This window comes from Pseudomonas helleri, from assembly GCF_045830615.1.
Lineage (GTDB): Bacteria > Pseudomonadota > Gammaproteobacteria > Pseudomonadales > Pseudomonadaceae > Aquipseudomonas > Aquipseudomonas helleri.
Genome location: NZ_CP174501.1, coordinates 3,214,680 through 3,239,738, shown reverse-complemented (window position 1 = coordinate 3,239,738; position 25,059 = coordinate 3,214,680). Strand labels below are relative to the sequence as shown.

20 protein-coding genes are annotated in these 25,059 nt (G+C 60.1%); 16 read left to right on the top strand and 4 right to left on the bottom strand.

Going from position 1 to position 25,059, the window contains the following annotated elements; translation table 11 throughout:
• Positions 1 to 549: 549 nt before the first annotated feature.
• The 3 genes from ACJJU9_RS14360 to ACJJU9_RS14350 are packed head-to-tail and all read left to right on the top strand — an operon-like array spanning position 550 to position 5,374.
• On the top strand, positions 550 to 2,916 hold the full coding sequence (locus ACJJU9_RS14360) for a type VI secretion system Vgr family protein (protein WP_407728815.1): 2,367 nt from the start codon (positions 550 to 552) through the stop codon (positions 2,914 to 2,916).
• Positions 2,916 to 3,794: a VRR-NUC domain-containing protein gene (locus ACJJU9_RS14355; RefSeq protein WP_353231956.1), complete on the top strand. Its 879-nt coding sequence runs from the start codon at positions 2,916 to 2,918 to the stop codon at positions 3,792 to 3,794. The genes ACJJU9_RS14360 and ACJJU9_RS14355 overlap by 1 nt, the downstream gene beginning before the upstream one ends.
• 2 nt (positions 3,795 to 3,796) lie before the next feature.
• The gene (locus ACJJU9_RS14350) at positions 3,797 to 5,374 is read left to right on the top strand and encodes a type VI immunity family protein (protein ID WP_407728814.1); all 1,578 of its coding nucleotides are present in this window, start codon (positions 3,797 to 3,799) and stop codon (positions 5,372 to 5,374) included.
• Here the strand turns inward: ACJJU9_RS14350 and ACJJU9_RS14345 are convergent.
• Positions 5,371 to 5,631, bottom strand: a complete 261-nt coding sequence (locus ACJJU9_RS14345) for a hypothetical protein (protein WP_350582148.1) — start codon at positions 5,629 to 5,631, stop codon at positions 5,371 to 5,373. The genes ACJJU9_RS14350 and ACJJU9_RS14345 overlap by 4 nt on opposite strands.
• Positions 5,632 to 5,776: 145 nt before the next feature.
• Here ACJJU9_RS14345 and ACJJU9_RS14340 point away from each other — a divergent pair, with 145 nt between their 5' ends.
• Both ACJJU9_RS14340 and ACJJU9_RS14335 read left to right on the top strand, forming a co-directional pair.
• On the top strand, positions 5,777 to 6,487 hold the full coding sequence (locus ACJJU9_RS14340; protein WP_048369177.1) for a response regulator: 711 nt from the start codon (positions 5,777 to 5,779) through the stop codon (positions 6,485 to 6,487).
• Between the two features lie 77 nt (positions 6,488 to 6,564).
• Positions 6,565 to 7,836, top strand: coding sequence for a sensor histidine kinase (locus tag ACJJU9_RS14335; RefSeq protein ID WP_407730996.1), 1,272 nt, complete (start codon positions 6,565 to 6,567; stop codon positions 7,834 to 7,836).
• On the opposite strand, the gene ACJJU9_RS14330 is transcribed toward ACJJU9_RS14335, so the two are convergent.
• On the bottom strand, positions 7,813 to 9,006 hold the full coding sequence (locus ACJJU9_RS14330; protein ID WP_407728813.1) for an MFS transporter: 1,194 nt from the start codon (positions 9,004 to 9,006) through the stop codon (positions 7,813 to 7,815). The genes ACJJU9_RS14335 and ACJJU9_RS14330 overlap by 24 nt on opposite strands.
• Positions 9,007 to 9,109: 103 nt before the next feature.
• Between ACJJU9_RS14330 and ACJJU9_RS14325 the strand changes: the two genes are divergently transcribed.
• Positions 9,110 to 9,985, top strand: a complete 876-nt coding sequence (locus ACJJU9_RS14325) for a LysR substrate-binding domain-containing protein (protein ID WP_314914958.1) — start codon at positions 9,110 to 9,112, stop codon at positions 9,983 to 9,985.
• A 17-nt stretch (positions 9,986 to 10,002) separates the two neighbouring features.
• On the opposite strand, the gene ACJJU9_RS14320 is transcribed toward ACJJU9_RS14325, so the two are convergent.
• The gene (locus ACJJU9_RS14320) at positions 10,003 to 11,412 is read right to left on the bottom strand and encodes an MFS transporter (protein WP_407728812.1); all 1,410 of its coding nucleotides are present in this window, start codon (positions 11,410 to 11,412) and stop codon (positions 10,003 to 10,005) included.
• A gap of 119 nt (positions 11,413 to 11,531) precedes the next feature.
• On the opposite strand from ACJJU9_RS14320, the gene ACJJU9_RS14315 reads away from it, so the two are divergent.
• From ACJJU9_RS14315 to ACJJU9_RS14270, 10 genes are all read left to right on the top strand, one after another.
• On the top strand, positions 11,532 to 12,446 hold the full coding sequence (locus tag ACJJU9_RS14315; protein WP_407728811.1) for a LysR substrate-binding domain-containing protein: 915 nt from the start codon (positions 11,532 to 11,534) through the stop codon (positions 12,444 to 12,446).
• A gap of 466 nt (positions 12,447 to 12,912) precedes the next feature.
• Complete coding sequence (locus ACJJU9_RS14310) at positions 12,913 to 13,830, top strand: ABC transporter substrate-binding protein (RefSeq protein ID WP_153331399.1); 918 nt, start codon at positions 12,913 to 12,915, stop codon at positions 13,828 to 13,830.
• On the top strand, positions 13,830 to 14,996 hold the full coding sequence (locus tag ACJJU9_RS14305) for a phosphotransferase enzyme family protein (protein WP_407728810.1): 1,167 nt from the start codon (positions 13,830 to 13,832) through the stop codon (positions 14,994 to 14,996). The genes ACJJU9_RS14310 and ACJJU9_RS14305 overlap by 1 nt, the downstream gene beginning before the upstream one ends.
• Complete coding sequence (locus tag ACJJU9_RS14300) at positions 14,993 to 15,871, top strand: sulfurtransferase (protein ID WP_407728809.1); 879 nt, start codon at positions 14,993 to 14,995, stop codon at positions 15,869 to 15,871. The genes ACJJU9_RS14305 and ACJJU9_RS14300 overlap by 4 nt, the downstream gene beginning before the upstream one ends.
• 127 nt (positions 15,872 to 15,998) lie before the next feature.
• Complete coding sequence (locus ACJJU9_RS14295) at positions 15,999 to 18,221, top strand: TonB-dependent siderophore receptor (RefSeq protein WP_407728808.1); 2,223 nt, start codon at positions 15,999 to 16,001, stop codon at positions 18,219 to 18,221.
• A 48-nt stretch (positions 18,222 to 18,269) separates the two neighbouring features.
• Positions 18,270 to 18,869, top strand: a complete 600-nt coding sequence (pnuC, locus tag ACJJU9_RS14290) for a nicotinamide riboside transporter PnuC (protein WP_407728807.1) — start codon at positions 18,270 to 18,272, stop codon at positions 18,867 to 18,869.
• Positions 18,859 to 19,587 carry a UTRA domain-containing protein gene (locus tag ACJJU9_RS14285; protein ID WP_407728806.1) on the top strand — a complete coding sequence of 243 codons (729 nt, stop codon included), beginning with the start codon at positions 18,859 to 18,861 and terminating at the stop codon, positions 19,585 to 19,587. The genes pnuC and ACJJU9_RS14285 overlap by 11 nt, the downstream gene beginning before the upstream one ends.
• Before the next feature lie 967 nt (positions 19,588 to 20,554).
• On the top strand, positions 20,555 to 21,988 hold the full coding sequence (locus ACJJU9_RS14280; RefSeq protein ID WP_407728805.1) for an aldehyde dehydrogenase family protein: 1,434 nt from the start codon (positions 20,555 to 20,557) through the stop codon (positions 21,986 to 21,988).
• A 4-nt stretch (positions 21,989 to 21,992) separates the two neighbouring features.
• On the top strand, positions 21,993 to 22,823 hold the full coding sequence (locus ACJJU9_RS14275) for a shikimate dehydrogenase (RefSeq protein ID WP_153326407.1): 831 nt from the start codon (positions 21,993 to 21,995) through the stop codon (positions 22,821 to 22,823).
• The gene (locus ACJJU9_RS14270; RefSeq protein ID WP_282363700.1) at positions 22,810 to 24,408 is read left to right on the top strand and encodes a GMC family oxidoreductase; all 1,599 of its coding nucleotides are present in this window, start codon (positions 22,810 to 22,812) and stop codon (positions 24,406 to 24,408) included. Before ACJJU9_RS14275 ends, ACJJU9_RS14270 begins: the two co-directional genes overlap by 14 nt.
• Positions 24,409 to 24,504: 96 nt before the next feature.
• On the opposite strand, the gene ACJJU9_RS14265 is transcribed toward ACJJU9_RS14270, so the two are convergent.
• Positions 24,505 to 25,056: a sarcosine oxidase subunit gamma gene (locus tag ACJJU9_RS14265; RefSeq protein ID WP_407728804.1), complete on the bottom strand. Its 552-nt coding sequence runs from the start codon at positions 25,054 to 25,056 to the stop codon at positions 24,505 to 24,507.
• Between the last annotated feature and the right edge of the window lie 3 nt (positions 25,057 to 25,059).

The following is a 25,059-nucleotide window of genomic DNA, read 5'->3' as shown; positions in this document are numbered from 1 at the left end:
TTTTTCGTTTATGCGCTGAGCTCGCAGATGAACCGCGCATCCTGCCCAAATTGACCATTTCTATCTAGACCGCACCCCAAAAAGTATGGGATTGATTCTAAAGCCCCTGTAGGAGCGAGCTTGCTCGCGATCTTTTGATCTGGCTTTTGATCTAAAAGCCCTCACCACGCCTCTCCGGAAGGAGACGCGACCGATTGGGGGATGCTGAAGATATTCGGTGGCCTGCGCGATAGCGCGACGTCTTAGGCGGGGCGGCTTTTCCTAGGACTATTCCCACGCCATAAAGCTATCGTGCCTACAGTACAGCTTGGGTCTTTACAGGGTTAAATGTTCCTTATTCTGAATAGGAAAAAGGACATCCCTAATGTCGAAACAATACTCCGGCACCACTCCAAAAGTACGTCCTGTTCACTTGCCTGTGCTCGGCAGGCAAGAGCAGGGCTAGCGCCCGTCAAAATCCTCCCTCCCTTGGTCTAGATCCACGCCGTGCCAGTTGCCTTCTACCGGTAAAAAATCCGGGGTAGGGTGCTTGCCGCCTCAGGAGCGCCCATGCCCCGTCAAAGCGATCTGCGTTTTACCTTCGAGCCCCTGCAAGGCGATGCCTTTGAGGTGGTCGAGTTCAAGCTCGAAGAAGGCTTGTCGCAACCCTTCAAATTAACCCTGGACCTGGTCAGCCACGACCCGGCGGTGGACTTTAATCGTGTCCTCGATTTGGGTGCGCTGTTCACGGTGTGGCGCGGCGAAACGCCGGTGCGCTATGTCCATGGTCTGGTCAGTCTGTTCCGTCAGGGCGACACCGGTTTTCGCCGCACCCGCTACCACGCGGTGATCGAACCGACCTTGGCCCGCGCGGGCCTGCGCTCCAACTGGCGGATGTTTCAGTACAAAACCGTGCCCGAGATCATCGCCCTGGTGCTCAAGGGCCAGCGCATCACTGACCTCGAAAAACAGATCTGTTTCGATCACCAGACCCGCGAATACTGCGTGCAGGCGGGTGAAACCGATCTCGACTTTATTGCCCGCCTGGCCGCTGAGGAAGGCCTGCTTTACACCTTCGAACACCGCGCCGATGGCCACACCTTGATCCTCACCGATCGCGTCGGCGGGCTTGGCACCATCGGCACCCACAAAGACTGCCCGGTGCTTTACCAGCCCATGGGCGGCGGCGATTCGGCAGAGCCTGCCCTGCATCGCTTCAGTTACACCGAACAGGTGCGCACTTCTCGGCAAGTGCAGCGCGATTACACCTTCACTCACCCGCGCTACAACCAGCAACACACCGCCGATGGCGGCCTGGCCCTGAAAAACCAGCACAAGGATTACGAGCGCTACGACTACCCCGGCCGCTACAAGCGCGATGCGGCGGGTAAACCTTTTACTAAAACCCGCCTTCACGCCTTGCGCAGCGACGCGCGCATGGCCGAACTCGAAGGCGACGACGCCCGCCTGCAACCCGGTCTGGCCTTCGACCTGAGCGAACACCCACGCCCGGATTTCAACGATCGCTGGCGCAGCATCGCCCTTGAGCACACCGGCAAACAACATAGCAGCCTGCAAGAAGAAGCCGGCGGTAGCGACTACAGCACCACCTACCATTTAAAGGCCAGCGCCATCCGCTGGGACGCCGAGTGGAAAGCCCCGTTGCAGCCCAAACCCTGCATCGACGGCCCGCACACCGCCACCGTGGTCGGCCCGCCGGGGGAAGAAATCTACTGCGACGAATGGGGCCGGGTCAAAGTCAGCTTCCCGTGGGACCGCGACAGCCAGGAAAACGACCACAGCTCCTGCTGGATCCGCGTCACCCAAGGCTGGGCGGGCACCTTATGGGGCGCCATGGCCGTGCCGCGCATCGGCCAGGAACTGATCATCAGCTACCTCGACGGCGACCCCGACCAACCCATCGCCACCGGCAGGGCCTACCGCCAGGCCAACCTGCCGCCCTACGAACTGCCCAAACACAAAACCCGCATGACCATCAAAAGCCGCACCCACAAAGGCACGGGGTTTAACGAACTGCGCTTTGAGGATGAGCTGGGCCAGCAAGAGGTTTACATCCATGCCGAGCGGGACAAGAACGTTTACATCAAGCATGACAACACGACGTTTGTGGGCAATGACCGTAAGGAGCAGGTGGCGCGGGATGAAACCCTTGAGATTGGTCGTGACCGGACCGAACGGGTAGGGCATGACGAGCGGGTCGCGGTTGGTCAGGACCAAAGGCTGAAAGTAGGTCGTGATCGCATTCAAACCTTGGGGCGTCATTACCGAAGCAGCATTGGCGGGGATCATACCGAGGAGATTGCCAATAACCGCAGCGTCAAGGTGGCTGCAAACTGTGATAGCCAAATCGGTGGCTCGTCGAGCCACGCCGTTCGCCATCGGTACAGTCTGTCGGCAGGGCAATTGATTGAGCAGAACACCACGGTGTTCGATGTTGCAGCAGGTCAGCGCATTGTCCTGAGGGCGCCCGGCGGCAGCATTACCCTCGACAGTAATGGCATTACCCTTGATGGCCTTGCCATCCACATTAAAGGGCCGGTGGCCTCAACACCCCTCGGCACGGGTAATCCACTGGACAGCACTCCAGTGCTTCCCGCACCGCCGGGCGCCTACCTGGGGCGCTATACGTTACTGAAGAACGATCAACGTGCTTTTGCAGGGTATCGGTACCGCATCACTAAGGGCGCGGTACTGTTGACCGAGGGCTTGACGTGCCCGGCGGGCGGAACGGACTGGACGGTGACCGATGCCAGCACATCTGTCCAGGCGCACAAAGCTGTCATGCGTGAAGACCAGAGAGTTACTGAGACTTGGCAGCCGTATCTGAAAGGCATTGATGAACCGGCCGAGAGCATTGATCCGAAGGACATTTTTGCGGATGAGTTTCTGGATCTGCACGGTGGGGACCTTGACTGATGCCAGCGCCTCTTATTCATCTTATTGGTCGCATTGTCGACGGGGCATATCGTGCCTACCGGGCAAACCAAACCATTGAAAATGGCAAATCTGCTGTTGAGCTGGTTCAGCTCGTGCGCGAAATCGAGCAGCGCAGGGAGCATATTAAGCAGACCCTGAGAGCAACCATCGAGGCCATGGCCCAAGAGATTGACACCAAAAGTTCGACGTTTGCGGTGGTCGACCGGGGCGGCAATAGCACGGTCTCGCGCAGGGGGCAGGAGAACATAGAGTTCAAGGAATACATTGAACGCAAGGTGCCTTTTCGACCCGCTATTAGCCAAGTTTGCACCGTGGCCCTGCAGATGCCGATCAAGGTGCCCCGGCGCATTCGCAAGAAAATCGCCGGTGACACAGTGGAAACGACGATTGAGATAGCACTCAAGCAGTTCACCGCCTCGCTGTTTTTTGAGGCTGTCGACGAAGCCCTGGAGTGGCGCAGCCCGCTCAAGTCCGAACCCAACTACAACGGCACCAGCAAGAAGGCCTTGCTCGGCGAGCCCGCCACACGGCCTAAACGCTTTGGCAGCGACATACAGCCCTTTTGGCCGAGACCTAAAGGTTTATTGGCGCCTGATCTGGTGATTGTTGAATACCGCCATGAACCTTTTGAAACCGAAAACGTGTTCGCAGCGGTAGAAATCAAGTTTCCGGGGGATTGGGCCAAGAAAAATCAACTGGAAACCTATGTCGAACTGATGACGCCAACTGTGGGCATCAACCCGATAAAAACGGGCAGGGAGAAAGTGGCCTTGCTGCGGGTGCCGGAAGATTGCACGGGGTTTGAAACCACGGGGAAGCAGACACCAGTAGCCAAAGGCAACAAAAACAGGAGGTAAGCGTGAGTACTACTCATGGATTGTTTGATGAAGAAGAGCGCCAAGAGTTTATTGCAGAGCTCAAGGAGTGGGCCAATACGGACTGGGGAACGGACTATGCACGACACAGCGTCAGCCCATTCATCAGCTTCTACTTCCCACCCAAGCCCGGAAATCACGTTGAGGCCACACTGCTGATGCTGGACGTCCATGAGGCTTTTGAACAAATGCTTGGCAAGCCATACACCATTGCGACTCACCCGGTTTCAGAGCGGCCATACCCTTATGGCTCTTCACGGATACCGGATTTGCGCAAGGCAGCCATGGAGGCGTACGAGGCCGAGGCCTTTCTGTTCAATTTTACCGATGAGCAAAACCACCGCTCATCCCCCACCACTGCGGGGTATTTCTGGCGCCACTGGTTTAATCCCTACAAGGGCAAAATGCAGGCGTACTCTTCAATCACGTTCTATTACCGCTGGCAGTGGTGGCTGGATAACCGCGATGCCTGGCGCTGCTTTGTGCTCAAGACAATCGACCTGCTGAAGGCTGATCAGGTCTACAGCGGTTTCGCCATGGCCAACCCGCTTCAGTTCGGAACGCGCTCGGCCATCGAAACCTGGGAGCGATCATTGACTCCTGCTTTCTATGGGCTGGATATCGACTACGACTTTGTCATGCACAGCGATCTGGAAAACGGCATTCGCCCACCCACCTGGGGCTTCCTGTTGTCTGACCCCTGGCGTGAAAAACTTGATCTGACCCGCAAGCAGGTACAGGAAAACCTGGCCCATCCGCGCATCAGCATCACCGAATTGCACAGCGGCCTGTGGATTGAACTGGGTGAGCAGCCTGAGCTGTATCCGGTCGAGCTGGGCGTGCCGGAACTGCCCATGCTTTTGAACAAACTCCTCAAACCAATCCGTAATGACGAAATGGGTTTGTTGGGGCTTGGTCAATGGGAAGGCGACCCTAACGAGCGTTTCACTGACCCTGACAGCCGTCGCTGGTTGGCCCGTTTTGATGCAGACAGTGACTGGCCATCAACGCAAAAGCGCTTTAACGCACCACCGGCCAAAGCGGCAGGGCAGGGGCTTATGCCACAGCTCAAGCGGATCATTGCCGGCATGGCCTGTACTCAGGCCGGTTGGTGGTTGGCGGTGGGTCAGACCAATACGCGTCGCGCGTTCAAGGCCGGCGAGACCATGCCGAGCGTTGATTCAGCACCCGCGGGGCAACTGACCCTATGGCAGCTTGATGCGGATCAAACCGCCCCCGAACCCGCCCGCCATGCTCACAGTCAGGAACCGGCGCCTCGTGAAGGTCGCTGGGAGCTGGAAACCGATTCGTGCATCTCGTGCATTCGCCTCCTGAACGAAAAACTGCCCACCCATCAAGGTCGCACGGTTCTGTGGCGCTGGACGGTCACCAGGATGCGCGCCTGCAGCGGAGAACCTTGCCCTTATCCGGGTGCGTATATCTTTGAGCGCAAAGAGGGCATCCGGGTGCACATGAACTATGGGGTGGTGATGCCGACGCTTGAGGGGGAACGTGTCTCTTGGTTGTGGGACGGAATGGAGCCGCCGCCAGACGAGGGCTAGCCCCCGTCCTGACCCTGCCTTACGGTCAGCGCTTCACCCTGCGACATCATCCATTTGAGCAGCGCGCTTACCGGCACCCGATGAGTGCGCTCAACCCAGTGCACGTCGTCGAGGCTGTAATGCTCAATGTAGCGAGTGAGCACGATTTCATCCCGATCATCCGACAGGCACAGGCTGGTTTCACTGCATTGCAGGGTGGCGGTGTCACTTTTTACCAGGCGTTGCTCCAGCAGCATGGGTGAATTATCAGCAGACATGGCACACCTTCTCGATCGCGGGAGGCTGATGCTCGCACCCGCGTTTTGCGCGTGTATGTCTGCTTTGTTGCCAAGTTGAAATATATGACGGGGCGCGCTGAATAGTTTTAGATATGAATTCTTACAGAACTTAAGTGATGCGCCGGTGAGCAGTCTGTTGATCGTAGACGATGACCTTGAGGTCCTTGCGCTACTGAAAAAATTCTTTGAGCAGCACGGTTATTCGGTGCAGGTCGCTATCGATGGCGCGGCGCTGTGGGCGGCCGTGGCGATCCAGTCACCCGACTTGATCATTCTTGACTTGATGTTGCCCGGAGAAAACGGTCTGGCCCTGTGCCAACGCCTGCGCCAGCAGTATTCCACGCCCGTTATCATGCTGACCGCCATGGGCGAGTTGAGTGACCGGGTGGTTGGCCTGGAAATGGGGGCCGACGATTACCTGAGCAAACCTTTTGACGCCCGCGAGCTTCTGGCCCGGGTTCGTGCGGTGCTGCGCCGGGCGGCCGACAGCCAGCCGGTGACCGGCGAAGTGCCGCGGCCAATCCTTGTGTTTGCCAATTGGCAACTGGACCTCACGCGCCGCGAGTTACGCTCGCCGCAGCAAGTAATGATCCCGCTGTCGGCGGGCGAGTTTGATTTGCTACTGGTTTTTCTGGAGCACCCGCAGCGCATTCTGACCCGTGAAGTGTTGCTGGATTTGGCCCGCGGTCCTGCCCATGAAGCGTTTGATCGCAGCATCGACGTTCAGGTCAGCCGCTTGCGGCGCAAGCTGGAGTTCGACAGCAACGGGGTAGAGATGATTCGTACGGTACGCAACGTCGGCTACCTGTTCACACTCGGCGTGGTTCGTAAGTGAAGCGCTGGTTTTCAGGCTGGAGCCTGCGCACGCACGACACCCTCACGCGCTGGATCGCCCTGACCACGCTTGCCGCCATGCTCACTGCGCTGGCCTTCAATGCCCTGTTTACCCAACTGGCCGGCGTTTGGGCTTACCCGCCCTTGAGCGAAATAGGCTTGCTCGAACGCACCGCGTTAACCACGCACCTGATTGAAGCCGCGCCCCCTGGGCTGCGTGCGCATCTGGCAGCTACGGCGAGTAACGCCAAATCCACCGTCAGTTGGCACGCCACGCATCAAGAAATGCACTTGCCAGTGCTCCATGATGATCTGCGTCGAACCGTCACGCCCGAGGGCAGGCAACTGTTGGGCAAGCCTGAACAGCAACTGGAGGTCTACAACCCCGACGATTGGCCGCAGGGACACGGTTATTACGCCTTGGTCGTGCAATTGTCTGATGGCTCCTGGTTGATGTTCAGCGCAGCAGCGCGCAGTTGGGGGCTGGGGGAGTGGCAGCGCAACTTGATTCTGATCGTCCTGGTGCTGATCTCCACCGTTCTGGTCGCGCTGATTGCGACGCGTCATCTGGCCAAACCGTTGCGCCATTTTGCCGAAGGGGCCCGGCGTTTCGGCGCAGACTTCGGCGCTCCGCCAATTGAACCGGTTGGGCCTATAGAAATCCGCCAGGTGATCGTTGCGTTCAATGCCATGCAGGGGCAATTGCAGCATTTCATCAACGACCGCACGCAAATGCTGGCGGCCATTTCCCATGACCTTCGCACGCCGCTGACGCGCATGCGTCTGCGCGGCGAGTTCATTGAAGACTCCGAGCAACAGCAGCGGCTGTTTCGCGATGTCGACGAGATGCAGGCCATGATCAATGCCAGCCTGGAGTTCTTTCGCGACGACGCCCGCCTTGAGCAGGCGACCTCATTTGATCTGGCAGAACTGCTGCGGACCCTGACGGACGACTACCGCGATCAGTCCATCGACATCGCAATCAGCAGCCCGCAGCATCTGGTCTTTTTTGGTCGGCCCATGGGCATCAAGCGGGTGGTGGGCAACTTGCTGGACAACGCCGTCAAATACGCTAAAGAACCGACAATTGAGCTGAGCGCAGACGACCAGCAGGTGACCCTGCTGGTACTTGACCGAGGCCCGGGGATTGCACCTGAGAGCCAGGAACAGGTGTTCGCACCGTTCTTTCGCCTTGAAGGCTCGCGCAATAAAAACACCGGTGGGGTGGGCTTGGGCTTGTCAGCCGCCAGAGCGATTGTGTTGGGGCAGGGCGGCACACTAACCCTCTGCAATCGCCCTGACGGCGGGCTCGAAGTGAAGGTGTTGCTACCGGTTTTGCACGGCAAATAACAAGGCCGCCACCAGCGCGCACAACGCGCACAGTGCCCAGAGCGCTTCCCATCCCCACTGGCTCACGGCGGCAGACGCAACGAGGGGTGCGAGGAACAAACCGAGGAAGGCGCCGCTGTTGCCCATGGCGATGGCCGTGCCTGAGCGTTGGGCCCCGGCAAGGGTGGCCAGTTCGGCGTAGGCCACACCGTGCCAGATCGACACCAGCGAACCGGCAACGATCAGCACGGCGGGCAGCACCACGCTGGCCAGTGCGGAAGGCATTGGCAGTACGCCGCTGGCGATGCTCAGCCCAAGGAACGCTGCGGCGCTGAACAAGGCGCAGGCTTTTAGAAAGGTCGGGCGGTTATTGCGTTGATCGGTCCAGTGGCCGCTCCACAAACGGCCGACAATGGCGCCGGCCTGGATCACTGCCAGCGCTAGCGAAGCCGTCGCCACACTCAGGCCGACGCCATCGTGGAAGAACACCACGGCATAGGTCACCAGAGTGAATTGCGGTGCGCAGAGCAGGCTGATGGCGAGCACGGCGCGCCATACGTTCAGATCACGCAGCGGGCTGACACGCTTGAGCGCAGGCTTGGTCTGGGCGATTTCTGGCTCATGAATCCAGCGCCAGACCAGGCCACTGCACAGCAGGCACAACGCCGCGGCAGCAGCAAACACCGCGCTGAACCCATAGGTGTGGGCGAGCCAGGGCAAAACGATTGCGCCCAATGCATAGCCGGTGGGTACGGCGGTTTGCCGAATGCTCATGGCCAGCCCGCGTTCGCGCTCCTGAAACCACAGCATGATCGCCCGGCCACTGGCGCCGTTGACGCTGCTGCCCAACACGCCGGTGGCGAACAGTCCAAGACACAATCCCAGCGCGGTGGGGGCATGCCCGGCAAAAGCCGCGAGCAAGAGTAAAGACAGCGCAGCGCTCAACAAGCCTGTCAGCAGCACAGGCCGGTCGCCCCAGCGGTCGGTCAGCAAACCCCAAGGGATTTCACTCACGGCAATGCCGAGTCCGAGAATACCCAGTGCCAGCCCCAGTTCACTGTTCGATAACTGATAGCTGCTGCGCAGATACACCGCCGTGGCCGGTACACCGCCGACCACGCAGGAAAAACTGACGTTCGCGCCAACTCCCGCAGCCAGTACTTTCCAGCGATGTTGTTGATTGAGTGGCATTGACGCTCTCCCGTTGGGTGACTTGTGAGCGGCCAGCGTCCCATGCCATGATCGTGCGTAAAATCAATTAATTTATAAAATAATCCCGAAAAACAGGATGATTATGCGACCAGTCAGTTTCGACCTTGATGTGTTGCGCAGCTTCGTCTGCGGGGTTGAGTCAGGGAGCTTTGCGGCAGCGGCGGACAAGCTGGCGCGCTCGACATCGGCCATCAGCGCCCAGATGAAAAAGCTCGAGGCCCAAGTGGGTGCGCCGTTGCTGCGCAAGGCGGGCAGGGGGCTTGAGTTGACTCAGGCGGGCGAGCAATTGCTGGACTATGCGCGGCGCTTGCTGAGTCTGAATGACGAAGCGCTGTTTGCGGTTTCAGAGGCGTCCCTGCAAGGTTGGGTGCGATTCGGCCTGCAAGAAGATTTGAGCGGTTTTCTGCCCTCGGTGCTGGGGCAATTTACCCGTGCCCATCCGCAGGTCCGGGTCGAGGCGCAAATTGCCCGCAATGCCGATTTGCTCAGCCGTCTGGAGTCCGGTGCGCTGGACATGGCAGTGGTGTGGGGCGAGGGCGCCCGGCGCAGTGAAACCATCGCCCGTTTACCCATGCGCTGGATCGGCTCCGAACAGCAGTCACTCGCCTGGAAAGCCCATTTAGCGGAGCCCCTGCCGCTGATCATGTTTGACACCCCTTGCCCGTTTCACACGGCGGGCACCGAGGCGTTGAGCCGTCAAGGCATCGACTGGCGGGTGGCGTTCACCAGCTCCAGCTTGCCCGGCCTGGCAGCCGCCACCCAGGCAGGTCTGGGCTACACCATCAGAACCCGCCTGGGCTTGCAGGCCGGCACCTGCGTGCTTGACGAGCAGCACCTAGGACTGCCGGAACTGCCGAGCATCGCCTTGACCTTGCGCTATCAGCAGGCGGAAAGATCCGTGGCTGTCGAGCGCTTGTCACGCATCGTTTTGCAGGCGATCAAGCAGCAACTGGAGTGAGTGTTCTACTCACCAGATCACGTCTGCGCTGGCGCAGTCATGCCCGGTCGACGGCTCAAGGCCAGCACTGCCAGCCCTCCTGCTAGTGAAACACCGACCAGCAAGCCCATCGCGGCCTGAAAACCCGATAAAAAAACCACCTGTGTCCACACGCCCGCGGACGATGTCACCGAGGTATACAGCGCCGTAGCAATCGTCACGCCCAGCGCGCCGCCCAGGTTATGCAAGGTCCATGACGTGCCCATCGCGACTGCGCCCAGTTGTTCTGGCACCGAAGACAAGGCCGCCATGGTCGAAGGGCCGAGCATGCATCCCCAACCGATACCCATACAGGCAAATGCCAGCAACACCGTGGACAGATCACTGTTCAGGGTAAAACGCGACTGAATCAGCGCCGACAGCGCCAGAAACAGCAGGCCCGCAATCAACACTGGCGTGGTGGTGTAGCGATCAACCAGTCGTCCGGCGAGCGGGGATACTGCAGCCATCACCAAGGTCGTCGGCAGGAGCATCCAGCCAATGCCCGCGCTGTCCTGCCCGCGGATAAAACCCAGATACAACGGCATGAGAAAAAACGCCGCGCAGTAAAAAAACGCCAGGCAAAACGTCGCAATACTGGCCGCTATAAAGCGCCGGTTAGTAAAAATCCCGAGGTTTACCAACGGTTGTTCAGCCCTTAGCTCGATGCGAATAAACAGGCCCAGCACCACCACCGTGCCCCCCGCCAGCAGCAGCGTCTGAACAGACCCCCAGCCCCATTCACCGGCATGGTTGATCAACAGCAGCAGGCCGGGGATGCCCAGCATGAGCAGGAGCAAGCCGGGGATGTCGAGCTTTTGCGTCGTTGCAGGTGGGCGTGAGGCTTGCAACTGCCCCAGGCACAGCGCAAAAGCGAGCACGATCAAGGGCACATTGAGTAAAAACACCGAGCGCCAGCCCCATGCCGCCACCAGTAACCCGCCGGCAACCGGGCCCGCTGCCAGCCCCAGGCCATTGGCGGCAAACAGAAGCCCCAGGGCCATGCCACGCTGCCGGGGCGCGAACGCATCGGCCACCAGGTTGGCCGAGGTGGTGTAGAGCACGGCGCAGGCCAGGCCTTGCACAAAGCGCCAGGCAATCAGCATGCCGATTGAAGTCGACAAGCCAGCACCCAATGACGCCAGGGCAAACACCAGCATGCCGGCATACAGCGCGCCACGGCGGCCATACAGATCCGCCAGCCGCCCGGCTGCGACCATGAATGAACAGAGCGCCATGACAAACATCGTCACCACCCATTGGCTTTGATCGATGCTCGCACTCAACTCGGTTTGAATCGCCGGTATCGCGGTGTTAACGATGGTGAAGTCGATGCAGCCCAGAAAGCTGGCAATGGAAATGCCCCCCAACGCCAGCCAGCGGCTGTGGGTTTTGAAAGCAGAAGACATGGCAGACAAGACTCGTGCAAAAGAAGTTTGCGTATTTTATCTGTGAGGTTTAATCCGCAGTTCAGCTATAAATACCAAGCTCTCAGGACTATAAGTCTCAAATAGAAAAGGCCTCAGCCATGGTTTCAGTAGAAGGATTGACCGGTATTCAAGCGTTTGTCGCGGCTGTGCAAACCGGCAGTTTCAGTGGCGCTGCCCGCCAATTGGGGCAGACACCTTCGGGCATTGGCAAAGCGGTGTCGCGGCTTGAACAACGGCTGGACGCGCGATTGCTGCACCGCACCACCCGCAGCCTGTCGCTGACGGATGAAGGGCTGGCGTTTTATGACAGCTGCGTGCTGGCGCTGGAGGAATTACAACGCGCGCAGTCCTCTTTAAGCGAGCGTCGTCGCGTGCCTTCCGGGCGATTGCGCATGGCTGTTCCGGTCTTGCTGGGGCGCTACTGGATTGCGCCGTTGCTCTTGAAATTGGCAGCGCAGTACCCGGCACTTGAACTTGAAATGGTCTTCTCCAGCCGCGCGGTGGACTTTGCCGAAGAGGGTTACGACCTGGCGGTTCGCATTGGCACGCTGGAAGACAGCACCACCTTGGCGGCCAGACATATAGGCAGCCAAAGCCTGGTGGTATGTGCGTCACCGGCCTATTTGCAGGCGCATGGTCAGCCGCAATCTCCCGCAGACCTGGCCAGCCATGCCTGCATTGGAACGCTGCGCAACGGGCGTGTCGAGGGCTGGCATTTTAGCGGCTTGCAGGGCCGCACGAGCCTGTTGCAACTACCTGCGCGATTGCGTCTGGGGGACATGGAAGCCGTTGCAGCTGCGGCTCTCAACGGCCACGGAGTGGCACAGTTGCCCGGTTGGTTGGTCGATGCACAGATCAAGACGGGTGCCTTGGTGGCGTTGTTGCAAGCGTATCAGGCACCGGGTTTGCCGATTCATGCGGTATGGCCAGCGTCCCCGGCGATGACCGCCCGGGTTCGCATCGTCATAGACCTGCTGCGCGAGTCACCGCTGCCGGGTCGAGCATCTTTATAAACTAACCCCCGTAGGAGCGAGCTTGCCTCGCGATCTTTTGATCTTGATCTGGCTTTTGATCTTGATCTAAGAGGCCCCGTTAAACCACGCTTGAGGGGTTGGGGCAAAAAGCGTTTGGTTACTTTGCGCTTTCAAAGTGACGCGCCGTAAGGGCGGAACCCTAAGTAGCCGTTGCCGCAGCAATGGATATGTACCCAAGAATCCCGAGGTGGATGGTTTTACGGCTGCACGCAGCCGATCGCAGCCTTCGTACCTCGTCAGCGACTACAGTGGCCTGTTTGCTGCGCGACAGCACGGCGTCGTAGACGGGCCCCTCCTACGCACCGAGTACATGGCGCCAGCAAAACCAAAACAGCTATATCCATAGCAAAAAACGATATTGGTATAGACCAGATTTCACCTTTATAAATCGCCTACTCAAAAAACAGCGCCCTTCACCGTTGAGTGGCAGGGCAGGAGCGCGGTAATGATTGGCGTACGCGTAATGCTCGAATATTTCCACCCCTGGCCGAACTCGGCCGGGCTTTATCTGGCCCGTGAAAAGGGTTGGTACAGCGACGCCGGTCTGGACGTTGAACTGGTGGTGCATGACCCATGGCGTGGCGACACGCTGGATCACTTGCTCGGCAAAGCTGTGCACTTCGGTTTGTTCCCCAGCAACCGCTTATTGGTGCGTCGCGCCTTGGGCCAGCCATTGCGCGGCATTGCGGCGATCAACCATCGCGGCCTGGAGTCGATTCAAACCCTCACCGACTCGGGCATTACCCGGCCCCGTGATCTGGCCGGGCGCCGCCTGGCGTTGAACCCGACCCCACGCGGTCTGGCCATGGTGCGTCACCTGGTGGCAGCCGATGGCGGCGATCCGGATGCGGTCATCATCGTCGACAGCGGCGTGCGCGAACTGCGTCCCGAGGAGTTGGCCGCCGGTGCCGCTGATGCCAGTTTTGGCGGTTACTGGGCCTGGGAAGCGTTGATGGCCAGCCCGGTTGCCGAAGAGCGTCGCGTGGTGTGGCCGGTGGATGACATCGGTGCCCCGGCGTATCACAGCTATTTGCTCGGCGCCCACGAAGACACCCTGGCCGCTGACCCTGAACTGACCCGCGCCTTCCTTGCCGTCACTGCTCGCGGTTATCTGGCCGCCGCGCAAGACCCGTTGAGCGCGCTGCAAGCTTACGAACTCGCCACGCCGTATTTCCCCCGAGAACTGCTCGCGCAGTCTTTGCAGCACATCGCCCCGACCTGGCTGCACCAAGGCCGTTGGGGCGAGCAGCGCGAGAGCTTGCTGCAACCTTATGCCCAGTGGCTGCATGAGCATCAGGTGCTGAACGACGCACACGCCTGGCGTGGCGCAACCACCAATGCCTACCTGCCGGAGACGCTCTGATGGCAGACGCGCGCAGCAGTGCTCATGGCGTGGGACTGGAGCCGGTACAAGCCGACTGGCCAGCGATTGGCGATGCGGCGATTGAGCAACTGCTCAGTCACTACCCGGCGGCCGGCCGTCTGCGTGAAGTCAATTGGCACAGCCCGCGTCCTTTCTCGGCGGCCTGCCTGATCACCACCAGTGAGCAGCCGCTGTTTGTCAAACGTCATCACCGCTCGGTGCGTGAGCCGGAGTGGTTGCGCGAAGAGCATCGCTTTATGGCCCATCTGCGTGGCAACGGCGCGCCGGTGGCCCAAGTGCTGAGCAGTGCTGAGGGCGATACGGCCATTGCCCTTGGCGAGTGGACGTATGAAGTGCACCAGATCGCTGCCGGGCAAGACCTCTACCGTGAGGCGCTGTCGTGGACGCCGTTTCAGGCGTATCAACATGCCTGGGCAGCCGGGCAGAGCCTGGCCCGTTTGCATGACGCTGCCAGCGGTTTTACCGCGCCGCCGCGTCAGGCGCCGGTGCTGTTGGCCAACTTCCGTCTGTTCAGCCAGCCCGATCCGATTGCGGCCATCGAAGCGGCCTGCGTGAATGATCCGGCACTGGCGGCGTACTTGAGCCAGCGCGATTGGCGTGCTGACCTGCAAAGCCTGCACCTGCCTTTTCATCAGCAGTTGTATCCGTTGCTCGCCACGCAACAGCCCTTGTGGACCCACAACGACTGGCATGCCTCCAATCTGCTCTGGGACACCACGCAGCCAGACAGCCAGGTCAGCAGCGTGCTGGATTTTGGTTTGGCCGATCAGACCTTTGCCTTGTTCGATCTGGCCACGGCTGTGGAGCGCAACAGCATTCCCTGGCTGGACCTGGACATCGGCGGCAGCGCTGCCGCCTCGCTGGAGTCCGTCGACGCTATCTTGCAGGGCTACCACAGTGTGCGGCCTTTGAAGGCCCAAGACTTTTTGACCCTGGCGGCCTTGCTGCCGCTGGTGCACACCGATTTTGCGTTGTCAGAAGTCGCCTATTACCAGGGCATCGTCGGTTCCGAGGCCAATGCCACGGTGGCCTACGAGGTTTACTTGATCGGCCATACGCGCTGGTTTAACGGCGCAGAAGGTCAACGCCTGCTGGCTCATCTGCACGATTTGGCCGCCCGCGCCGAAGAGGGTGAGCAACCATGAGCGACGCCGGGAACAGCCCGTTGATCTGCCCGCAGGCCCTGCATGCGGCGTTGAACGACCCGGATCTGTTGATCATCGACGCCACGGTTGAACTGCCAGCACCGCGTTTTGATGGCGACTATCAAGTGCGCAGCGGTCGCGATGGCTGGCTGCAGGCACACATTCCGGGGGCGTTGCATGCCGACTTGTACGGCGCTCTGGCAGATCAGCAAGCGTCGTTCAGTTTTGCCTTGCCGGGCATTGCGCAGTTGGCGGACGGCTTGACGCAACTGGGTATCAGCCCACAAAGGCGGGTGGTGATCTACGACCGTAATGACGGATTCTGGGCGGCGCGGCTGTGGTGGATGCTGCGCAGTGTCGGCCTGCACAGCCAGGTGCTGGACGGCGGTTTCAGGGCCTGGCAGCGCGCTGGTTTGCCCGAGCAGAGCGGGGCGCAGGTGTCGCAGCCAAGCCAGTGGCTGCCAGCCTTTGTCGAAGGCTTGTGGATCGACCGTGCAGGCGTTGAGGCCGTACTCGCCGGGGAGCGCTCCGCGACCCTGGTCTGTGCCTTGTCTGCCGGTTTGTTCGAGGGCAGCGCCGTGACCCGTTATGCCCGTCGCGGGCATATTCCGGGCAGCCTCAATGTGCCAGCCCGCAGTGTGTTCGATGACCACGGTCGCTACCTCGAACCCCATGCTTTGCGTGAGGTGCTGGCGCCGCTGTTGCAGGCCGCGGCACCCGTGGTGGTGTACTGCGGGGGCGGTATTTCTGCCGCCGCGCAGGCGCTGGCCCTTACATTAGTCGGTCGCTGCGACGTCTATATCTACGACGGTTCCCTCCAGGAATGGGCCGCCGACCCGCGCTTGCCAATGACCACCGGAGCAGCTCCGGCCTGACGTCCACGGGCCTTCGGGCACTGGCCAATCAATCCAAGTAGTACCGGGGCTTTGCAGTTCTGGCGCGTTTGCGGCACCGTGCCTGGCAAATAGCGCCGGTGACGGCGGTGCCCGTTAAGGAGCTTTCATGGTCATGTTGTATCGAACTGCCGAGTTATCCCTCCCTCGGTTTTCGCCAAATCTGTTACGCGCCGGCATGTTGATGGCCTGTGGTGTGGGCACCACCTTGCTGCCGGCAGGGGCATGGGCGGACAGCCCGGCGGCTTCATCCAATAGCGTTCAACTGGACGCCGTAACCGTAGTCGGCGAGCACGACAGCGGTTATCAGGCCACCTCCGCCTCGGTCGGCGGTTTTGACTCGGCGCCGCTGCTCGACACGCCCGCAGCAATCAGCGTGATCACCGATCAGCAGATCAAGGATCAGCAAGCGCGCCTGCTCAGCGAAGTCCTGCGCAATGACGCCTCTGTGGGCGAAAGCTATGCGCCGATTGGTTACTACGAAAACTTTGAGGTGCGCGGCTTCTCTTTGAACTCGGCCAGCAGTTACAAGATCAATGGCCGCACCATCACCGGCGAGCAAAACGTCGGCCTGGAAAACAAGCAGCAGGTCGAAGTGCTCAAAGGCCTGGCGGGCCTGCAAAGTGGCGTGTCCGAGCCTGGCGGCCTGGTCAACTACGTGACCAAACGCCCGGAAAATGTGCACTCGGTGACGGTATCGACCACCGATCAGGGCGGCAGTTATCTGGCGACTGATTTGGGTGGCTGGTTCGGCAGCGAGCAGCAGGTGGGTATCCGCACCAACCTGGCCCATGAAGACATCCATTCCTATGTCGACCATGCCGACGGCAAGCGCGATTTTGCCTCGCTGGCGCTGGACTGGAACATCGACCCCAACAGCACGTTGCAATTGAATGCCGAGTACCAGCGCCGTCAACAGCGCTCGGTGCCGGGTTATCAGTTGCTGGGCGGCACTGAGCTGCCTCATCACGTCAACCCTCACGATCTGCTGGCTTATCAAAGCTGGTCGAAGCCGGTGACCATCAACTCGCTGAACATGGACGGCTTGTACGAGTACCGCTTCAACGAGAACTGGAAAGCCAGCTTCAGCGCTTCGCGCAGCCGGGTGGTGATTGATGACTACAGCACCTTCGCCTGGGGCTGCTATGGCTCGGCCAGTTGCGCCGACGCCGCCGTGCCGAACACCTTCAGCCCAGAAGGCAACTACGACATTTATGACTACCGCAACCCTGATGACACGCGGCGCAATGATGAGGCGCAACTGGCACTCAGCGGCCAGTTCGACACCGGTTCGCTCAAGCACGAACTGACGGTGGGCAGCAGCGCATTTCGCCGGGTGCTCGACAGCCGCCCTGAGTTCAACCAGATGATCGGTTCCGGCACGATTGGCTCCACCCCTGAACCGCTGGATCCGTATGACGGCACCCCGGGCCACACTTACCGCCATCTCGACAGCCGCCAATACGGCGTGTTCGTGACCGACCGCATCAGTTTCAACGAGCAGTGGCAAACCGTGCTCGGCGGGCGGCAGATTCGCCTCGACGAAAAAGCCTATGACAGCGACGGGTCGACCAATCGGCATACCCAACGCTCGGAGTTTTTGCCGCAAGCGGCTTTGATCTACAAGCCATGGCTAGATACCTCGGTGTACCTCAGCTACAGCAAGGGCTTGTCACTGGGCGGCCAGGCGGCCTGGTTCAGCACCAATGCCAGTGAAATCCTCGCGCCCACCACCTCGCGCCAACTCGAACTGGGGGTCAAGCACGACTGGCAAAACCTGAGCCTGACTGCCGCGCTGTTCCAGATCAGCCAGGACTACCAGTACAACAAACCTAACGGCGACGGCAGCTTCACCTACGTGCAGCAGGGCAAGCAGAAAAACACCGGGATCGAGTTATCGGCCAATGGCTACGTGAGCACTAACCTGCAAATCGCCGCCAGTGTTGCCGCCATTCGCGCCCGGGTCAGCGACAGCGGCACCGACGCCTATGACGGGCATCAAGCCATCAACGTCCCGAACCTGCGCGCCAGCCTGCACGCTGACTACAGCATCCCGGGGGTGCCGGGGTTGGCCTTGCTGGGCGGCGGGCAATACAGCGCCAGCAAATATGCCAATCAGCAGGGCAGCGTCAAAGCCGCCGGTTACACCGTGTTCGATGTCGGCAGCCGCTACAGCACCAACATCGAAGGTTACGACACAGTGTTTCGCCTGACCGTCGACAACCTGTTCGACAAACGCTACTGGCGTGACGTGGGGGCCTACATGGGCGACGACTACGTATTCCAGGGTGCGCCGCGAACCGCGCGATTGTCCGCCACTGTGAACTTCTGATTCGGGCAGCACCCCTGCGTGCTGCACCACTTTATTGAGGGCGCAAGAATGTCAAATCTGGAAATCGTCGCCGTGCTGATCAATGTCCTCGGAGTCTGGCTGACCACCCAGCGCATCCGCTGGTGCTGGCCGGTCAGTGTCGTGGCCGTGTTGTTGTATGCGTGGATTTTTTTCGACGCCAAGCTGTATTCCGACACCTTGCTGCAAATCATCTTTGCCTTTCTGCAAGGTTACGGCTGGTGGCGCTGGAGCCAAGGCGGGCTGGATCACGGCAAAGTGCACGTGGCGCGACTGCCATTACGCGATGCCGTGCTGGGCGCGATTGCCGGTGTTATCGGCACCCTGTTGCTGGGCGGCCTGATGTCCAGTTTTACCGATGCCGCTGTGCCTTGGCTGGACGCTTGCTTGACGGCGTTCAGTTTGGTCGCCAGCGTCTGGGCAGCGCGTAAATACGTGGCCAGCTGGGCGTTATGGATAGCCCTGGACGTTGTCTACGTGGGCATGTACTTGAGCAAAGACCTGCAACTGACGGCAGGCCTTTACGCCGGGTTTGTGCTGCTGGCGTTCTATGGCTACCGTAGCTGGAAGCGTGACCTGCTGAGCCAGGAAGCGCAGACCCAAGCCCGTGGATGTGCCAATGCCATTTGATCCCGTGTCCCCTCATTACCTGCGTATTCGTGATGAAATTGCCGCTGACGTCGCCAGCGGGACGCCCTGCGCCGACCACAAATTTCCGTCCGAACGTGAGATGGCCGAGCGTTTTGGCTGCACCCGCGTGACATTGCGCCAAGCGTTGCAGCAACTCGAAGCCGAAGGGGTGGTATACCGGGAAAACCGCCGGGGCTGGTTCGTCAGCCCCCAGCGAATTCGTTACGACCCGACGCGCATCACCGGCTTTATGGACTACGTTGCCGCCCAAGGGCGTACTCCATTAACCGAATGCCTGCACGCCGAACTGCGCCCGGCGGGCAGTTGGCTGGCACAGCGGATGGGCTTGGCATCGGCTGACGAGCCGGTGTTTTATCTGCAACGGCGGCGCTGGGTAGATCGGCGCCCGGTGCTTCTGGAATTCAACGCACTGGTCGCCAACTGGTGCCCGGGGTTACTCGATGCTGACCTCAACACGTCTCTGACTACTGTGCTGAGAGAACGTTTTGGCCGTGTCCAGTCGCGCTGCGAACTGGCCATGCACACCGGCACCGTAGACGAGCATCAGGCCGAACTGCTGCAACTCAGTGTCGGTTCCAGTAGCTTGTACCTGGAACGCCTGAACTTTGGTGAAGCCGGCCAGCCGGTTGAGTTTGACCAGGAGTTTTGGCGCCCGGACGCCTTGTCCGTGGTCATGGAAACCCGCTACCCGGGTTAACCGTAAAAGATCGCAGCCTTCGTTCCTCGGCAGCTCCTATCAAACACAAAATAAGTAATTGATTCTAAAGGCCCTGTAGGAGCGAGCTTGCTCGCGATCTTTTGATCTTGATCTAAGAGCCCCCCCTCACCCTAGCCCTCTCCCGAAGGAGAGGGAACCGATTGGGGGATGCTGAAGATACTCGCTGTCCTGTTTGCTGCGCGACAGCGCGGCGTCGAAGACGGGGTGGCCCCTCTTATCAAACATAAAATAAGTGATTGATTTTAAAGGCTTTGTAGGAGCGAGCTTGCTCGCGATCTTTTGATCTAGATCTTGCTTTTGATCTTGATCTAAAAGGCCCCATTAAACCACGCTGGCCGAACGCAGGTTTTGCGCAGTGGGTAACCCGGCAGGACGCCGGGTTAGCCGCGACACGGCCATGGATGGCCGATCGCGGCGGGCCTACGGAGCAAGGCCTGTGGTGAGGGCATGCCGAGCCAAAGCGAGGCACCGAGGGGTAGGGGCAAAAGCGTTTTGGTTACTTTGCCGCTTTTGCAAAGTGACGCGGCGTAAGGCCGGAACCCTAAGTGGCCGTTGCCGCAGCAACGGATATGTACTCAAGTCAAGAGCCCCCTCACCACGCCTCTCCCGAAGGAGAGGGAACCGATTGGGGGATGCTGAAGATATTCGGTGGCCTGTTTGTTGCGCGACAGCGCGGCGTCGAAGACGGTGGCAGCAAACCAATAGCCCTGTGCCGTCCTGGCACAGCGGGTATGAACCCCCGTCACAGCCAATTCATAGACGCTGTCCGGGCTTAAGCGTATGTTTTTGCCATCACCTTCTTAATAGCGATTGACTGCATTTTCCAGGGTATTTCGCCCCCTAAAAGCTGGCGCCCTGCGTCATGGTCAAGGCGTTCGGCTCCCTTCAAGGCAGCACACCCATAGTGAACCTGGAACGTGTTTATTCCCTCGCTGGAGCACTACGCGTGAATAAAAACTATATAGGCGGAGAGTGGGTTACCGGCGTTGATGTGAACCTGAACATCAATCCGTCAGACACCAAGGATGTAATCGGCGAGTATGCGCGGGCTGATGCCACGCAGGCACAAGCGGCGGTTGAAGCGGCGTTTGATGCGCAGGCCGCATGGGCAAAATTTACCGCAGAACAACGCAGTGACGCGCTGGACCGTATCGGCAGCGAGGTCCTCGCACGTCGTGAAGAACTCGGGCGTTTGCTCGCCCGTGAAGAGGGCAAAACCCTCGCAGAAGGCGTCGGGGAAGTGGTGCGGGCCGGGCGCGTGTTCAAGTTTTTCGCCGGTGAAGCCTTGCGAATGTCAGGCGAGCGTTTGCCTTCCATTCGCCCTGGCGTCGAGGTCGATGTACGCCGCGAGCCTGAAGGGGTGATCGGGATCATCACGCCGTGGAACTTCCCCATCGCGATCCCTGCCTGGAAGATCGCCCCCGCGCTGGCGTTCGGCAATACCGTGGTCTTCAAACCCGCAGATCTGGTGCCGGGCAGTGCCTGGGCGCTGGCCGAAATCATTGTGCGGGCCGGGGCGCTGCCGGCCGGGGTGTTTAACCTGGTCATGGGACCGGGTTCAAAAGTGGGTGACGTCTTGGCCCATTCGCGCAAAGTGCGCGCTGTGACCTTCACCGGCTCAACCTTCACCGGCCGCCAGGTGGGCCTGGCCTGCATGGAACGGGGCGCCAAGGTGCAACTGGAAATGGGCGGTAAAAACCCGCTGGTGATTCTGGACGACGCCGATTTGCAGCAAGCCGTGGAAGTCGCGGTGTCCGGTTCGTATTTCTCGACCGGCCAGCGCTGTACCGCTTCCAGCCGCTTGATCGTGCAAGACGGCATCCACGACCGCTTTGTCGAAGCCGTGAAACAACGGCTCGCCGGGCTGCGGGTCGACCATGCACTGGCCGACGGCTGTGACATGGGCCCGGTAGTGTCCCAGGCGCAACTCAAGCAGGACTGCGAGTACATCGACATTGCGCGCAGTGAAGGCGGCAATCTGGTCTTTGGCGGCGAACGTCTGGAACGTGCAACCCCCGGCTTTTACTTGTCCCCGGCGCTGATTACCGAGACCACCAACGATATGCGCATCAACCGCGAAGAAGTCTTTGGTCCGGTGGCCAGCGTGATCCGGGTCAAGGATTACGAGCAGGCCGTTGCGTTGGCCAACGACACCGATTTCGGTTTGTCCTCGGGTATCTGCACCACCTCGCTGAAATACGCCGCTGACTTCAAGCAGCGTTCCGGCGCGGGCATGGTGATGGTCAATGTGGCCACCGCAGGCGTCGACTATCACGCCCCGTTTGGCGGCCGAAAGGCCTCCAGTTACGGCACACGAGAGCAGGGCAGCTATGCCCGTGAATTCTATACAGGCGTAAAAACCGCCTACACCCTGGCCTGAAGCAATGACTGACATCACTCAAATAAGCGGCACCACACGGGTCTTCGCCATCCTTGCCGACCCGATCCACCACGTGCAGACCCCGCAAGCCATGAACCGGCTGTTTTCCTCGATGGGGCTGGACCAGGTGCTGGTGCCGTTTCATGTGTCGCCGTCCGACCTTGAGCGGGTGGTCAACGGCTTGCGCGGTATCAAGAGCCTTGACGGTTTTATTGTCACGGTGCCGCACAAAACCGCCATTGTAGATCTGTGCGACAGCGTTTCCGAGGCCGCGCGCCTGGTGGGTGCGGTGAACGTCGTGACCCGTACCTGCGACGGCAAATTACACGGTGAAATTCTCGATGGCGAAGGCTTCGTCAGCGGCTTGCGGCAAGCGGGCATCGAACTTGAAGGCCGCGCGGTGTACCTGGCGGGCGCAGGCGGTGCGGCCAATGCCATCGCTTTTGCCCTGGCAGCCTCCGGGATTGGCTGGCTGACCATCGCCAACCGCAGTCGCGAGAAAGCCACGTCGCTGGTTGACCGTCTCGCCAAGGCGTTTCCTGATCTGCAAGTCACGGTCGGAACGTCCGACCCTTCAGGCTACGACCTGGTGGTCAACGGTACGTCACTGGGGCTTAAGGAGGGCGACCCGCTGCCGTGTGACGTCACGCTGCTCACGGCCGATCAAGTGGTTGCCGAGATCATCATGAAACCTGTTATCACCCCATTATTGGCGGCGGCGCAAAAAGTCGGCTGCCGGATCCACGAAGGCCTGCCTATGCTGCTCTGCCAGATTGAGTTGATGGCAGCGGCAATGTCGTCGAGCAAGAAAGAGTCCTGTCATGAGTGCGTTTGATTACATCATCGTCGGCGGCGGCACCGCAGGCTGCATTCTCGCCAACCGTTTGACTGCCTCCGGCAAGTACCGTGTCCTGGTGCTGGAAGCCGGTGGTGAACCCAAGGGTTTCTGGATTCCGATTCCGGCAGGCTTCAGCAAACTGCTGGTCGACAAACGCTATAACTGGCGTTTCAAGACCCAGGCCGAAGAGAACACCCAGGGTCGCGAAATTGCCGTACCACGCGGCAAAGGCCTCGGCGGCTCGACCTTGATCAACGGGATGATCTACGTGCGCGGTCAGCCGGGTGATTACGACGCCTGGGAAGCCGCTGGCGCCAAGGGCTGGAACTTCACCACCCTCAAGCCGTACTTCAAGAAGATCGAAAACTATCCGCTGGGCGATCATCGCCGCGGTCATGACGGCCCTATGCACCTCAGCCAGGTGTCCGAGCGCTATCCCATTGCCGACGCGTTCATGCTTGCGGCCAAGCAAGACAATCAGCCATTCAACAGCGACTACAACAATGAACAGCAGACCGGTTTCGGCTACTACCAGGTGGTCCAGCACCAAGGGCGGCGCTGGAGCGTGGTTGACGGTTACCTGAATCCGGCCCGGCGCAGGCCCAACCTGACCATTGAAACCCATGCCCATGTGTTGCGCCTGGAGCTCAAGGGCAATCGCTGCACGGGCATCACTTACCGCCAGAATGGCCGGGAAATCACCGTCAACGCTCAGCAGGACGTGATCCTCTGTGCCGGGGCGATCCAGTCGCCACAGATCCTTGAGTTGTCCGGGATCGGTCGACCGGATGTCCTCGAAAAAGTCGGCATCGCAGTCAAACACCGGTTGGACGGGGTCGGTGAAAACTACATCGACCACTTTGCCACCCGCCTGAACTGGAAGCTCAAAAACGCGATCACCCTCAACCAAATGGCCCGTGGCTGGCGCTTGGGCATGGCGGTGTTCGAGTACTTCACCCAGCGCACCGGGATTCTGACCCTGGGTACCGGGCTGGTGCACGGGTTTGTCAAAAGTCAGGCGCAGATGCCAACCCCGGACGTGCAGTACTTTGTGGTGCACGCCAGCTACGCCAACGCGGCCGAGCGGATTCTCGACAAGCACCCGGGCATGACCATCGGGGTTAGCCAATTGCGGCCAAAGTCCAAGGGCAGCATCCATATCCAGTCAGCCGACCCGCAAGTCATGCCGGCCATTCGGCCGAACTTCTTGAGTGTCGAAGAAGACCGCCAGAGCCTGATCGAGGGCATGAAAATCGCCCGTCGGATCATGCAGCGGCCTGCCATGCAAGCCTTTGTCGAGCTGGAAACCGGCCCGGGCATTGACGTGCAAACCGATGAACAATGGCTTGAATTTGCCCAACGTAACGGCCAGACCATCTATCACCCCATCGCCACCTGCCGCATGGGCGAAGATGCTGACGCCGTGGTCGACTCGTCCCTGCGGGTACGGGGCATGACGGGGTTGCGCGTGGTTGACGCTTCGGTGATTCCGTCAATGGTCTCCGGCAACATCCAGGGCGCGGTCATGGCCGTGGCAGAGCGCGGCGCGGACCTGATTCTGGAAGCGGCTTCGCTGCATTGAAAAAGCGTCACCCAACGGTAGGAGCGAGCTTGCCTCGCGATCTTTTGACGTTCTTGATCAAAAGATCGCAACCTGCGGCGGCTCCTACAGGCCTTTTTACCCCCCAATAAACTCCTGCATTGCATCTACCAGCGCTTCGTGAAAATAGGCTTTCGAGGGCCGGTCAAACAGAATGTGCAAAGCCGGCTGCTGCGCACTGCCCGAATTGATCACGATGACGTTGATACGCGCCGCCGAGGTTTGCGCCACGGCGCCAAACCCGAAAGTTTCGGCACTCAGGTCGACGCCGCAGAGCTTGGCCATGATCTCGCTCAGGTGCTCGCCACTGAGCTGGAAACAGCCGTGGCTGTCCTGGCGCGGCAGCAGGTAGTTGGCTTGATGGTCCATCTCCCAGCGTGCTTCTTCGTCGGCGATGCGTTCGTCTTGCAGGTGGCTGGCGATCAGCAGGTATTCGGTCTGTGACAGCCGTGCCACCAGGCTGCCGTCAGGTTGGGTGATGGCGCGGTTGGGGGCGGTCGGCAGTTCGAAGCCGCGGCCGCGCAGGTAGTCGGCGCTGTCAGCCCCGCGAAAGCCGACCCGGGGCAGGTCGGTCAAGTCGCTCAGGGCACAGCCAATCAAGGGCACTTGCTGTTGTCTCAGGCTGGTCATGGG